10 protein-coding genes and 1 tRNA gene are annotated in these 13,696 nt (G+C 60.8%); 9 read left to right on the forward strand and 2 right to left on the reverse strand.

Annotation, left to right across the window (positions count from 1 at the left end; all coding sequences use genetic code 11):
• Positions 1-38 precede the first annotated feature (38 nt).
• From CWR53_RS03725 to CWR53_RS03765, 9 genes are all read left to right on the forward strand, one after another.
• Positions 39-115, forward strand: a tRNA-Met gene (locus tag CWR53_RS03725).
• Positions 116-244: 129 nt separating this feature from the next.
• A complete protein-coding gene (gene rimP, locus CWR53_RS03730) occupies positions 245-703 on the forward strand; it encodes a ribosome maturation factor RimP (protein WP_023533134.1) in 459 nt (152 codons plus the stop codon).
• 59 nt (positions 704-762) lie between these two features.
• Positions 763-2,244: a transcription termination factor NusA gene (gene nusA, locus CWR53_RS03735; protein ID WP_023533184.1), complete on the forward strand. Its 1,482-nt coding sequence runs from the start codon at positions 763-765 to the stop codon at positions 2,242-2,244.
• Between the two features lie 27 nt (positions 2,245-2,271).
• A complete protein-coding gene (infB, locus tag CWR53_RS03740) occupies positions 2,272-4,800 on the forward strand; it encodes a translation initiation factor IF-2 (RefSeq protein ID WP_100850854.1) in 2,529 nt (842 codons plus the stop codon).
• Positions 4,801-4,914: 114 nt separating this feature from the next.
• Positions 4,915-5,313: a 30S ribosome-binding factor RbfA gene (gene rbfA, locus CWR53_RS03745; RefSeq protein ID WP_012274243.1), complete on the forward strand. Its 399-nt coding sequence runs from the start codon at positions 4,915-4,917 to the stop codon at positions 5,311-5,313.
• A gap of 3 nt (positions 5,314-5,316) precedes the next feature.
• Positions 5,317-6,234 (forward strand): tRNA pseudouridine(55) synthase TruB, encoded by a 918-nt coding sequence (truB, locus tag CWR53_RS03750; protein ID WP_058604757.1) that lies wholly within the window; start codon positions 5,317-5,319, stop codon positions 6,232-6,234.
• Positions 6,235-6,384: 150 nt separating this feature from the next.
• On the forward strand, positions 6,385-6,654 hold the full coding sequence (gene rpsO, locus CWR53_RS03755; RefSeq protein WP_023533188.1) for a 30S ribosomal protein S15: 270 nt from the start codon (positions 6,385-6,387) through the stop codon (positions 6,652-6,654).
• Between the two features lie 248 nt (positions 6,655-6,902).
• Positions 6,903-9,008 carry a polyribonucleotide nucleotidyltransferase gene (pnp, locus tag CWR53_RS03760; protein WP_023533183.1) on the forward strand — a complete coding sequence of 702 codons (2,106 nt, stop codon included), beginning with the start codon at positions 6,903-6,905 and terminating at the stop codon, positions 9,006-9,008.
• A 294-nt stretch (positions 9,009-9,302) separates the two neighbouring features.
• Complete coding sequence (locus CWR53_RS03765; RefSeq protein WP_100850855.1) at positions 9,303-9,656, forward strand: BON domain-containing protein; 354 nt, start codon at positions 9,303-9,305, stop codon at positions 9,654-9,656.
• Positions 9,657-9,776: 120 nt separating this feature from the next.
• Here the strand turns inward: CWR53_RS03765 and CWR53_RS03770 are convergent, their stop codons facing one another.
• Positions 9,777-12,713, reverse strand: coding sequence for a DUF748 domain-containing protein (locus tag CWR53_RS03770; RefSeq protein WP_100850856.1), 2,937 nt, complete (start codon positions 12,711-12,713; stop codon positions 9,777-9,779).
• 78 nt (positions 12,714-12,791) lie between these two features.
• Complete coding sequence (locus tag CWR53_RS03775; RefSeq protein WP_100850857.1) at positions 12,792-13,661, reverse strand: oxygenase MpaB family protein; 870 nt, start codon at positions 13,659-13,661, stop codon at positions 12,792-12,794.
• Positions 13,662-13,696: the final 35 nt, after the last annotated feature.

Consider the following 13,696-nt stretch of genomic DNA (forward strand, 5'->3'; position numbering starts at 1 on the left):
CAAGTGGGTTCGGTCTTATACTTTCGCCCCAGCTTTGTCGCGGGGTGGAGCAGCTTGGTAGCTCGTCGGGCTCATAACCCGAAGGTCGTTGGTTCAAATCCAGCCCCCGCAACCAGCTTCAGCGAAGCCCCTTTTCAGGGGCTTTTTGCTAACCGAACAGTTCAGGCGTCGTTGTCCAACGGCGCTTTCAGGGATGGGCGCTTCGCCCATTTTTTATTTGCACAGCATGCACGAGGGGGTTCAGGTGTCGAGCAAGCTAGAACAGTTGCAGGCCTTGTTGGCCCCGGTTGTCGAGGGTCTGGGCTATCAATGCTGGGGGATCGAATTCGTTTCCCAGGGCAAGCATTCGGTATTGCGTATCTACATCGACAAGGAAGGCGGCATTCTGGTGGACGACTGCGAAGCTGTCAGCCGTCAAGCCAGCGCCATCCTGGATGTCGAGGATCCGATCAGCAGCGAGTACACCCTTGAGGTGTCTTCTCCAGGCATGGATCGCCCACTGTTCACACTGGAACAGTTTGCCTCGCATGCCGGCGAACAAGTGAAGATCAAGCTGCGCTCACCCTTCGAGGGTCGTCGTAACTTCCAGGGCCTTCTCCGCGGTGTGGAGGAGCAGGATGTGGTGGTCCAGGTGGACGACCAGGAGTTCCTACTGCCGATCGATTCGATCGACAAGGCCAATATTATTCCCAGTTTTGACTGAGACGTGCCGGGTCCGACGGATTATCCGGGCCCAATGGCTTGCGCAAGGCGAGGCGTACGATGAGCAAAGAAGTACTGCTGGTTGTTGAATCGGTATCCAACGAAAAAGGTGTACCGCCCGGCGTCATTTTCGAAGCGCTGGAGGTGGCCCTGGCCACCGCAACCAAAAAACGTTTTGAAGACGAAGTCGACCTGCGTGTGGAAATCAACCGCCACACCGGTAGCTACGAGACCTTCCGTCGTTGGACCGTGGTCGATGAAGCCGACCTCGATGATCCGGCCATCGAAACCTGGCTGGACAAGATCAAGGACACACATCCCGAAGCCAAGATTGGCGACGTGATCGAAGAAAAGATCGAGTCCATCGAGTTCGGCCGTATCGCCGCGCAGACCGCCAAGCAGGTGATCGTGCAGAAGGTCCGTGAGGCCGAGCGTGCGCAGGTGGTCGATGCCTACCGTGAGCGTGTGGGCGAAATCATCTCCGGCACCGTCAAGAAGGTCACCCGCGACAACGTCATCGTCGACCTGGGCAACAACGCCGAGGCGTTGCTGGCCCGCGAAGACATCATTGCCCGCGAAACTTTCCGTGTTGGTGTGCGCCTGCGTGCACTGCTCAAGGAAATTCGCACCGAAAACCGTGGTCCTCAGCTGATCCTGTCGCGCACCGCGCCGCAGATGCTGATTGAGCTTTTCCGCATCGAAGTGCCGGAAATCGCTGAAGGCCTCATCGAAGTCATGGCCGCCTCCCGTGATCCGGGTTCGCGAGCCAAGATCGCCGTCCGCTCCAAGGACAAGCGCATCGACCCGCAAGGCGCCTGCATCGGCATGCGTGGGTCGCGCGTCCAGGCCGTATCCGGAGAGTTGGGTGGTGAGCGTGTGGATATCGTTCTCTGGGACGATAACCCGGCGCAGTTCGTCATCAACGCCATGTCGCCGGCTGAAGTCGCGGCGATCATCGTTGATGAAGATGCCCATGCCATGGACATCGCCGTCGCCGAAGACAACCTGGCCCAAGCCATTGGCCGTGGCGGTCAGAACGTTCGCCTGGCCAGTCAGTTGACTGGCTGGACCCTGAACGTGATGACCGAGAAGGACATCCAGGCCAAGCAGCAAGCCGAAACTGGCGACATCCTGCGCAATTTCATCGATGAACTGGAAGTCGACGAGGAGCTGGCCCAAGTGCTGGTCGACGAAGGCTTCACCAGCCTTGAAGAAATTGCCTACGTACCGTTGGAAGAAATGCTCAACATCGATGGCTTTGACGAAGATATCGTCAATGAGCTCCGCGCTCGAGCCAAGGACCGTTTGTTGACCAAGGCCATCGCTACCGAAGAAAAACTGGCAGACGCTCATCCGGCCGAAGACCTGCTCTCCCTTGAGGGCATGGACAAGGACCTGGCGGCGGAACTGGCGGTGCGCGGCGTGGTTAACCGCGAAGACCTGGCCGAGCAGTCGATCGACGACCTGCTCGACATCGACGGCATCGACGAAGAGCGTGCCGGCAAGTTGATCATGGCCGCCCGAGCCCACTGGTTCGAGTAATTAGGCGCGGCCTGAGGAGAGAAGTGCATGACGCAAGTCACGGTGAAAGAACTGGCCCAAGAGGTCGAGGCACCGGTAGAGCGCCTGCTGCAGCAGATGCGTGAGGCAGGTCTGCCGCACACCGACGCCGGTCAGGTAGTGACCGACAATGAGAAGCAGACGTTGCTGACTCATTTGAAGAGCAGCCACAAGAGCAAGGCGGAAGAACCGCGCAAGATTACCTTGCAGCGCAAAACCACCAGCACCCTGCGTGTCGCCGGTAGCAAGAGCATCAGCGTAGAAGTACGCAAGAAGAAAGTATTCGTGCAGCGCAGCCCTGAAGAAATCCAGGCTGAGCAGAAGCGTGAGCTCGAAGAGCGCCGTGCAGCTGAAAACGCTGCCCGCGACAAGGTTGACGCCGAAGTACGTCAGCGCAACGAAGAGCAGGCGCGTCGCCAGGCTGCTGAAGCCGCTGCCGCCGCTCCGGCCCCTGCTGCCAAGGCAGAACAGGCTTCGGCCCCTGCCGCAGCGCCGGTAGTGGCCAATGCGCCGACGTCGGAAGACGCTGCCGCCCGTGCTGCCGAGCGCAAGAAAGACGAGACCCGTCGCAACGAGAGCCGCACCCGTGATGACGACCGTCGTCGTGGCGAAGCGCCGCGTGTGTCGATCAAGGTCAAGGTCAAGGAAAAGGAAAAGGCTCCGACGCCTCGTGCCGCGCCGCGCACCACCGACGAAGAGAGCGATGGCGCTCGTCGTGGTCGTGGTGGCAAGAGCAAGCTGAAGAAGCGTAACCAGCACGGCTTCCAGAACCCGACTGGTCCTGTCATTCGTGACGTGACCATCGGCGAGACCATCACCGTCTCCGAGCTTGCCAACCAGATGTCCGTCAAGGGCGCTGAAGTGGTCAAGTTCATGTTCAAGATGGGCACCCCGGTGACCATCAATCAGGTGCTCGATCAGGAAACCGCACAGCTGATCGCAGAAGAGCTGGGCCACAAGGTCACGCTGATCAGCGATTCCGCCCTGGAAGACTCCCTGGCCGAATCCCTGAAGTTCGAAGGCCAGACCGAATCCCGTGCGCCGGTCGTGACCGTCATGGGTCACGTTGACCACGGTAAGACCTCGCTGCTCGACTACATCCGTCGTGCCAAGGTTGCTGCTGGCGAAGCCGGTGGTATCACCCAGCACATCGGTGCCTACCATGTGGAAACCGACCGCGGCATGGTCACCTTCCTCGACACCCCAGGCCACGCTGCGTTTACCCAGATGCGTGCCCGCGGTGCCAAGGCGACCGACATCGTCATCCTGGTGGTGGCGGCGGACGACGGCGTGATGCCACAAACCCGCGAAGCCGTTCAGCATGCCAAGGCAGCTGGCGTACCGCTGGTGGTGGCGGTCAACAAGATCGACAAGCCTGGTGCTGACCTCGATCGCATCCGCAACGAGTTGGCCGTCGAAGGCGTGACCTCTGAGGACTGGGGTGGTGACACGCCATTCGTCAAGGTGTCGGCCAAGATGGGTACCGGCGTGGACGAACTGCTCGAAGCGGTACTGCTGCAGGCCGAGATCCTCGAGCTGACCGCTACGCCGACCGCCCCAGGGCGCGGTGTGGTCGTCGAATCGCGCCTGGACAAGGGCCGCGGCCCAGTCGCTACCATCCTGGTTCAGGACGGTACGCTGCGTCAGGGCGACATGGTGCTGTGCGGCTCCAACTATGGCCGCGTTCGCGCCATGCTGGACGAGAACGGCAAGCCTGTGAAGGAAGCTGGGCCGTCCATCCCGGTCGAAATCCTTGGCCTGGACGGCACGCCGGAAGCCGGCGACGAGCTGTCGGTAGTGGCTGACGAGAAGAAAGCCCGCGAAGTTGCCATGTTCCGCCAAGGCAAGTATCGCGAGGTCAAGCTGGCCCGTGCTCACGCAGGCAAGCTGGAAAACATCTTCGAGACCATGGGTCAGGAAGAGAAGAAGACGCTCAACATCGTCCTCAAGACCGATGTGCGCGGTTCTCTCGAGGCGCTGCAGGGCTCGCTCGGCGGCCTGGGCAACGACGAAGTGCAGGTTCGTGTCATTGGTGGCGGCGTAGGTGGTATCACCGAAAGCGATGCCAACCTGGCGCTGGCTTCGAACGCAGTACTGTTCGGCTTCAACGTGCGTGCCGATGCCGGTGCGCGCAAGATCGTCGAGCAGGAAGGTCTGGATATGCGTTACTACAACGTGATCTACGACATCATCGAAGACGTCAAGAAAGCCCTGACCGGCATGCTCGGCAGCGATGTTCGCGAGAACATCCTGGGCGTCGCCGAAGTGCGTGACGTGTTCCGTTCGCCGAAGTTCGGCGCCATTGCTGGCTGTATGGTCATCGAAGGTACCGTCTACCGTAACCGCCCGATCCGCGTACTGCGCGACGACGTGGTTATCTTCGAGGGCGAGCTGGAATCGCTGCGTCGCTTCAAGGACGATGCCGCCGAAGTGCGCAACGGCATGGAGTGTGGTATCGGCGTGAAGAGCTACAACGACGTCAAGGTCGGCGACAAGATCGAAGTGTTCGAGAAAGTCCAGGTGGCTCGTACCCTCTAAGGGTGAGCAGGCTGCAAGCGCCTTGGCGGGCGCTTTGCAGCACCTCTTCAGGTAGCGCCCGGTCAGGCATCGTTCTGACCGGGCGTTTGCCGCTTTACGTTACAGGTAACAAGAATGGCCAAAGAATATAGCCGTACCCAACGCATTGGCGATCAGATGCAGCGCGAACTGGCTGAGCTGATCCGTCGTGAAGTCAAGGATCCGCGTGTCGGTCTGGTCACCATCACTGCCGTGGATGTGAGCCGCGACCTGGGCCATGCCAAGGTGTTCATCACCGTGATGGGTGAAGAAACCCCCGATGCCGTGCAGCAGTCGCTCAAGGCCCTGAACAGCGCTGCCAGCTTCCTGCGCCTGCACCTGGGTCGCTCCATGCAGCTGCGCAGCGTGCCGCAATTGCACTTCCACTTCGACGAGAGCGTCAGCCGTGGCGTGCACCTGTCGGCATTGATCGAGCGTGCAGTGGCTGAAGACCGCCTGCACAAGGATGCCGACGAGTCTGGCACCAAGGAGTAATCGGTGGCCCAGGTCAAACGTATCCGCCGCAACGTCAGCGGCATCATCCTGCTGGACAAGCCCTTGGGCTTCACCTCCAACGCTGCCTTGCAAAAGGTGCGCTGGTTGCTCAATGCCGAGAAGGCCGGTCATACCGGTAGCCTCGACCCGCTGGCCACCGGTGTCTTGCCGCTGTGCTTCGGCGAGGCCACCAAGTTTTCGCAGTACCTGCTCGACTCCGACAAGGGCTACGAGACGGTCATGCAGCTGGGCCAGACGACCAATACCGGCGACGCCGAGGGCGAGGTGCTGCGCACCCGCGAGGTGACCGTTGGTCGCGCCGAGCTGGAAGCCGCGCTACCCGGTTTTCGTGGCCCGATCAGCCAGGTACCGCCCATGTACTCGGCCCTCAAGCGTGACGGTCAGCCGTTGTACAAGCTGGCGCGTGCAGGAGAGGTAGTGGAGCGCGAGGCGCGTTCTGTTACTATTAGCCGTCTTGAACTGCTCGAGTGCGAAGGCACCCGTGCACGCCTGAGCGTCGGCTGCAGCAAAGGCACCTATATTCGTACCCTGGTGGAAGATATCGGTGAAGTGCTGGGCTGTGGTGCGTATGTCGCAGAGCTGCGCAGAACGCAGGCCGGGCCCTTCGCGCTGGCGCAGACGGTCACGCTCGAGGAGCTTGAACAGGCCCACGCCGAAGGCGGCAACGAAGCGCTCGATCGCTTCCTCATGCCGTCGGACAGCGGGCTGCAGGACTGGCCGATGGTGAGCCTGTCCGAGCATAGCGCCTTCTACTGGCTGCATGGGCAGGCAGTGCGCGCACCGGACGCGCCGCAATTCGGCATGGTTCGTGTACAGGATCACAATGCCCGCTTCATCGGTATCGGTGAAGTGAGTGAAGACGGGCGGATCGCGCCACGTCGATTGATTCGGTCGGAATGACCGAAACCATGGGCCTAGGCATTTGCCGAGGTCCGTGGAGCAGAGGGTGGCTGTCAGTAGGCACGGTCACACCTCTTTCTATTGATACAGGGATAAGTCCCTGGCCTATTGGAACCCGTTCGCGGGGTCCGTTTAATCAGGAGAAGCCTCATGGCCCTCAGCGTTGAAGAAAAAGCTAAGATCGTTGCCGAACACCAGCAAGCCGCCGGCGACACCGGTAGCCCGGAAGTACAGGTTGCTCTGCTGACCGCCAACATCAACAAGCTGCAAGGCCACTTCAAGGCCAACGACAAAGACCACCACTCCCGTCGTGGTCTGATTCGCATGGTCAACCAGCGTCGTAAGCTGCTGGACTACCTGAAGGGCAAAGACACCACCCGTTACAGCGCGCTGATCGCTCGCCTGGGCCTGCGTCGCTAATAGCGGCCTGGTTGGTGGTGTGCATGGCGTGCCGCTGGTTTCGACAGGGCTGTTTTACAGCCTTGTCGTGGGGCACGCCACGCATGACTTCGAGGCTGGCAGCCTGGTAATTCGAGCGGTTTTTTGCTCGGTTCTAGGCTCCCGGCCTCGAGTTGTATCTGGACGGTAGACAGGGCCGATTCCCTGCACTGCCCAAGCATTCGCAAGAAAACAGTTCCCCCAAGAGCCACTGAAGAAGGTAGGAAACCGTGAACCCGGTAATCAAGACATTCCAGTTCGGTCAATCGACCGTTACTCTCGAAACGGGCCGCATTGCCCGTCAGGCCACCGGCGCCGTGCTGGTCACCGTCGACAACGACGTCACCGTGCTGGTGACCGTGGTCGGTGCCAAGCAAGCTGATCCAGGCAAGGGCTTCTTCCCGCTGTCGGTTCACTACCAGGAAAAGACCTACGCTGCCGGCAAGATCCCAGGTGGTTTCTTCAAGCGTGAAGGCCGTCCTTCCGAGAAAGAAACCCTGACCTCGCGCCTAATCGACCGTCCGATCCGTCCGCTGTTCCCTGAAGGGTTCATGAACGAAGTGCAGGTCGTCTGCACCGTGGTTTCCACCAGCAAGAAGACCGACCCCGATGTTGCCGCAATGATCGGTACCTCGGCGGCCCTGGCCATCTCCGGCATTCCATTCGAAGGCCCGATTGGCGCGGCGCGCGTTGCCTTCCACGAAAGCACCGGCTACCTGCTCAACCCAACGTACGAGCAACTGGCTGCCTCGAGCCTGGACATGGTCGTCGCCGGTACCGAAACCGCCGTGTTGATGGTTGAATCGGAAGCCAAAGAGCTCACCGAAGACCAGATGCTGGGCGCCGTGCTGTTCGCCCACGACGAGTTCCAGGCCGTTATCCAGGCCGTCAAGGAGCTGGCTGCAGAAGCCGGCAAGCCAACGTGGGACTGGCAGCCTGCTGCCGCCAACACCGAGCTGATGAACCTGGTACGCGCCGAATTTGGCGAGCAGGTGTCGCAGGCCTACACCATCACCCAGAAAGCGGACCGCTACACCCGCCTGGGCCAGCTGCGCGATGAAGCCATTGCCCGCCTGAGCAACGAAGAAGCCGGCCCGACCGCTGGCCAGATCAAGGAAATCTTCGGCGAGCTGGAATACCGCACCGTGCGCGAGAACATCGTGAACGGCAAGCCGCGCATCGACGGCCGTGACACCCGCACCGTGCGTCCGCTGAACATCGAAGTCGGTGTTCTGCCCAAAACCCACGGCTCGGCACTGTTCACCCGTGGCGAGACCCAGGCGCTGGTCGTTGCCACCCTCGGTACTGCCCGCGACGCACAGTTGCTGGACACCCTGGAAGGCGAGAAGAAAGATCCCTTCATGCTGCACTACAACTTCCCACCGTTCTCGGTCGGTGAGTGCGGTCGCATGGGCGGTGCTGGCCGTCGTGAAATCGGCCACGGTCGTTTGGCGCGTCGCGGCGTGCAGGCGATGCTGCCAAGCGACAGCGAATTCCCGTACACCATCCGTGTCGTCTCGGAAATCACCGAGTCCAACGGTTCGAGCTCCATGGCTTCGGTCTGCGGTGCCTCGCTGGCCCTGATGGATGCCGGTGTGCCGATGAAAGCACCGGTTGCCGGTATCGCCATGGGCCTGGTCAAGGAAGGCGAGAAGTTTGCCGTTCTGACCGACATCCTGGGTGACGAAGACCACCTCGGCGACATGGACTTCAAGGTAGCCGGTACCGCCAAGGGCGTCACCGCGCTGCAGATGGACATCAAGATCAACGGCATCACCGAAGAGATCATGGAAATCGCCCTGGGCCAGGCCCTGGAAGCGCGCCTGAACATCCTCGGCCAGATGAACCAGATCATTGCCCAGTCGCGTACCGAACTGTCGGCCAACGCGCCGACCATGATCGCCATGAAGATCGACTCGGACAAGATCCGTGACGTGATCGGCAAGGGCGGCGCCACCATTCGCGCCATCTGCGAAGAGACCAAGGCTTCGATCGATATCGAAGACGACGGCTCGATCAAGATCTTCGGCGAGACCAAGGAAGCGGCAGATGCAGCCAAGCAGCGCATCCTGGGCATCACTGCCGAGGCCGAGATTGGCAAGATCTACGTGGGCAAGGTCGAGCGTATCGTCGACTTCGGCGCCTTCGTCAACATCCTGCCTGGCAAGGATGGCCTGGTGCACATCTCCATGCTGAGCGATGCGCGCGTCGAGAAAGTCACCGACATCCTCAAGGAAGGTCAGGAAGTCGAAGTATTGGTACTGGACGTGGATAACCGCGGCCGTATCAAGCTGTCCATCAAGGACGTCGCGGCAGCCAAGGCGTCTGGCGTCTAATAGCCTAGTGCTTCATAAAGGGCTCCCTCGGGAGCTCTTTTTTTTGGCTCGGTTCTGGGCTTTGCCGTTGTAAATACAAAAGTAGACCAGGAACTATTAACGGACTTGCATCTTGCATGCAGGTTTATCGTGCAGATTGCAGAATGCACGAGCAGTAAAGAGGTCGATGCTTTTTAAGTCATTGATTTATAAGGAAACAAGCGAAGCGTAAAACCTGGCACAGGCCATGCAACTACCTGTTTACCTGCCGCCAGACACATGGCGCAGACCTTTCGAAAAACAGGAGTGACTCACATGAAGAAGTTCGCCATTGCTGCCGCTACTGCTACCGCTCTGACCCTGACCATGGCCAATGCCGCTTTCGCAGGCCAGGCCACTCAGGCTCCGGTGATGCTGGCTGCCAACACCACCACTGAACACGCCAAGCAAGAAACCTCTGACACCTGGATCACCACCAAGGTCAAAGCGGATCTGCTGACCGAGAAAGGCGTACCAGGCAGCGACATCAAAGTAGAAACCAGCCACGGCGTAGTTTCTCTGTCCTCGGACGTAAAAGTGACCGAGTCTCAAAAAGAAGTGGCCGTGCGTGTTGCCAAGAACATCAAAGGCGTCAAGAGCGTGATGGCTGACGGCCTGAAAGCTGAATAAGGATCGTCCTGTCGGCCAAATGGATTTGGCCAGCTACAACCAAAGCCCCGGCCTGTGCCGGGGCTTTTCGTGTGCGGTCTAATTAGGCCGTGCAGGCTTCGCTAAGCCTGCCGTTGAAAGTCAGTCGGCATCAAGATGCATCGGCGTCACAACGCGGCCATCTCTCTCGGGCTGCCCCAGGTGGGTATCGATGAAGTACACCCGGTCGTCCTCGAGCTTGGCCTTGTCCACCAGGTAGTCCTTGATGCTGCTGGCGCGCTCCTGCCCCAGGGTGCGTAACAGGGCTGTGCTTTCGGCCCAGGATTTGAGCACGGCGTCACGAAGGTTGGCGGTGCGCGCGTCACGGTCAAGCTGCTCCCATTCGGCAGGGGGCTGCTGCTTGAGGCGACTGCGGTAAATACCTTCGAGCATCGCCGGCTTGTCGGCCTCGTCGACCACCATCAGGGACGCACTGGCCGGGACCTTGTCGCCGCGCCGCTGCAGGATCTTGTACCAGGTGGCCTGGTATTCCCGTTCCAGGCGCTGCTGGGCAAGGATGGGGCCGTCACTTGCCTGGGCGCTGGTGCCTTCGATTTCCAGGCGCAGTTCCGGCCGCTTTCTCAGGCCCTCGGCGAGCTTGTCCAAGGACGCCTGAGCGTCGCCTGCCAGCTCGCTGGACCCAGGGGCGAAAGCGACGGTGCCCAAGTCTTCGGCGCCGCCTCCGGCAACCAGGCCACCGATGAGCTTGAACGGTGCCTGCGCGGCGCGCAGCACAAGGTTGCGCAAGGTTTGCCACACGATCGGCATTACGCTGAACTGCGGGTTGTTCAGATCGCCCGCCACGGGCAACTCGATTGAAATCTTGCCGTGCGTATCTTTGAGCAGTGCCACCGCAAGGCGAATCGGCAGATCGACCGCGTCCGGGCTGTCTACCTTTTCCCCAAGCTGCAACTGCTCAACGACTACTTTGTTCTCGGCTTTGAGTTGGCCCTTGGTAATCAGGTAATGCAGGTCCAGGTTCAGCCGGCCTTTGCGGATGCGGTAGCCGGCAAACTTGCCCGAGTAGGGCGTCAGGGTAGTCAGTTCGACGCGTTTGAACACGGCGGCGATGTCCAGGCTCGCGAGCGGGTCGAATGGGTTGAGGCCACCTTTGATGGTGACGGGCGCGTACCGGTCGACCTTGCCTTGCACATCCACTGGGGCAGGGAGGGGCTTGCGGTTATCGATGGTGCCGACCTGGCCGTTGAGCTGTTGCACGGCCGTGGCGAAATTGGGCGTGAGCGACAGGTCGGCGAAGTTGGCCGAACCGTCCTTGATCACGATCTGACCAATGCGGATACCGAGTGGCTTTTCCTCGGTGGCGCTTGCAGGCTGGGACTGAGCCTTGGCAGGCGCATCGGTTGGCTGTGGAATCAACAGGTCATTGATGTTGGTGGTACGGTCTTCATTGATGATGAAGCGTGCATAGGGCTGTTGCAGCGTCACCTTGTCGATCGACAGGGCATCGCCATGCACATACGTCAGGCCATCGAGGTTGACCTGCTGCCATTTGACGAAGTCCCGGCTCTTGATGGTGTCGAGGGTGTGCAACTGATTCACCTGGGCCTTGCCGCTCACCGTCAAGGCCAGCGGCGATGCGCTTTTCAGGTCCACCTTCAGGTCGCTGTCGAGCATGCCGCTGCGCAGCTCCAACAGAATGTAGGGGTTGATGTAGGCTTGCGCCAACCGCAAGTCGATGTCCCGGGTACCGACATCCAGCTTGGCCCACACCGGCGCCAGGTTGACCTGGCCCTGCCCTTGCAGGGTGCCTTGCTTGCCGATGCCGGTGTCGAACTTGACCGTGAAGGGCTTCTGGTTGAGGCTATCGAAGCCCTTCAAGTCAGCGTTCAAGGGGCCTACGTCCAGGGTGACCGGCTCTTTTTGCGTGCGGTCTGCCAGGTGCACGCGGTAGTTCCTGAGCTGGACATCGTTGAGCAGCACCTGCCAGGGCTTGCTCGGGGCCGCTGGCGTCTGCGGTGCCGCCGCAGGCCCTGCGGTGGGCGGCTCGGCCTTTTCTGCTGGCGTTGGCTTGCCAGGCTCGCCGGCAAACAGCACCTGCCAATCGAGCTGACCGTCCTTCTCCAGCGCCGCCCAGGTTTCGAGCTTTTCACTGCGCACTTTGCCGACCGTTACCTGTTGCTTGACCAGATCGACAGAGGCATCACTCAACTCCAGATTGGCAAGCCTTGCCAACGGGCGACCGTCCGGGGCCTTGATGGCAAAGGGCGCCACCCGCACCGACGCCTTTTCCAAACGCAGTTCGGTCTTATCTGCCAGGTTGAGCCGATAATGCGTGCTCAGGCTGAGCTTGCCGTCTTCCAGCACCAAGGGCACGGCATCGCGCACATAGGGCCAGAACAGCTTCATCTTGCTGTCGCTGACCTTGAGCGTGCCTTCGGACGCGATAGGCGCCAGGCTCAATGTACCCTGCCAGTCGATGCGTCCACCGTTGGGGCCGTTGGCCACCATGGTCATGTCGGCATTGTCGTTGGCGAGGGTGCTGAGGTTCTTCAGCTCCAGGCCAAGGTTGTCATAGAGAAACTCGATCGGCTCGCTGGGACGCAGGTCTTCGAAACGCACAAAGCCCTGCTCGAGCTTGATGCTGCCGATACGCAGCGGGAAAGGATCGCCTGGGGGTGTATCGGGCTCGCTTTTGCTGGTGGGCAGTTGGAAAAGGCGCGTGAGGTTGAGGGTGCCATCTTTGGCGAACAGCACTTCGGTGCGCGGTTTGACCAGCTCGAGGGCATCAAGGTGCAGCGCGCCGGTCCACAGGCTGTCCAGCGACAGGTTGGCGTACAGTTTTTCGAAACCGACCTGCTCTTTGCCGGGCTCGCCGATCTGCAGGCCCCACAAGGTCAATTCAAGGCTGAAGGGGTTGAACTCGGCCCGTTGCAAGTGGGCCGGCACCGTGGCGTAGTGGGCAAGCTGCTGGTTGGCGATACGCAGTGCCAGGCCCGGAAGAATGAGAAAGCCAAGCAGGCTGTACAGGGCGAGCAACGCCAGCAATGCGCCGATGGCGCGAGTCAGTCCTTTGTACATGAATCGCTTCGTCTGTCCGGGGCGGGATGCCTTGGAGTATGGCACGTTAAATCAGTTCCGCTGAGGGGCGCCCAGTGCTTATTCGATGCCCATGCGGCGCCTGGCCCTGTGCGCAGAGCCGTCGCGCATGGCCCAGCGCAATACCGGGGCGGTGCCATGCACGCCCAGGCGGATCAACCGTTTTTGCCAATGGCCCTGTTCGAGGCCAAGCTGCTGTTGTGCCCAATGGGGCAGTAGCTCGATACCGGCGTGCAGCATCAGCTTGGCTACGTGTTTTGCCAGCCGGCTAGGCGCAGGGGCGTTGAGCAGAATACCGATGACTTCCTGGCTGCGGGCATCGCAGTTCAGCTGTGGGCGCATCTCATGCAAGTAGTGTGCGACCTCATGGCGCGAGCGGGGCACGTCCTGGGCGCCCAGACGCTCAGCGATCAGGGCGATTTCCTGGTAGTAGGCGTCCTGGTCGGCCAGGGACAAGCGGGGGTTGCGGTAGCGCAGGTGTGCGGCCAGAAAGCTACTGACCTCGGCCACATGCACCCAAGTCAGCAGGTGGGGGTCGCTGGCTGCGTACGGGCGGCCATCCGGCGCCGTGCCTTCGACGTGCAGGTGGATCCGACGCACTTTTTCGATCAACCAGTGCGCATCTTCGGTCGCGCCGAACGTGGTCCCTGAAATGAACTGGCTGGTGCGCCGCAGGCGTCCGATCAGGTCATGGCGAAAGTTGGAGTGGTCCCAGACCCCGGCGAGTGCCAGCGGGTGCAGCAACTGCAGCATCAGCGCGCTGATGCCGCCGACCAGCATGCTGGGGAAGTCACCGTGCACGCGCCAACTGATGCTGTTGGGCCCGAACAGGCCAGGGTCGCCTTTGGGCGACTCCAGGTCGAGCTGGCCTAACGCCAGGCCGGTGAGGCTCATGGCTTGTTTTTCGATACGACGGCGAAGCGCTTCCATGGTGACCTGCAGGGCTGGGCAGCCTGGGAAGCGGC

The organism is Pseudomonas sp. SGAir0191, assembly GCF_002812565.2.
GTDB lineage: Bacteria > Pseudomonadota > Gammaproteobacteria > Pseudomonadales > Pseudomonadaceae > Aquipseudomonas > Aquipseudomonas parafulva_B.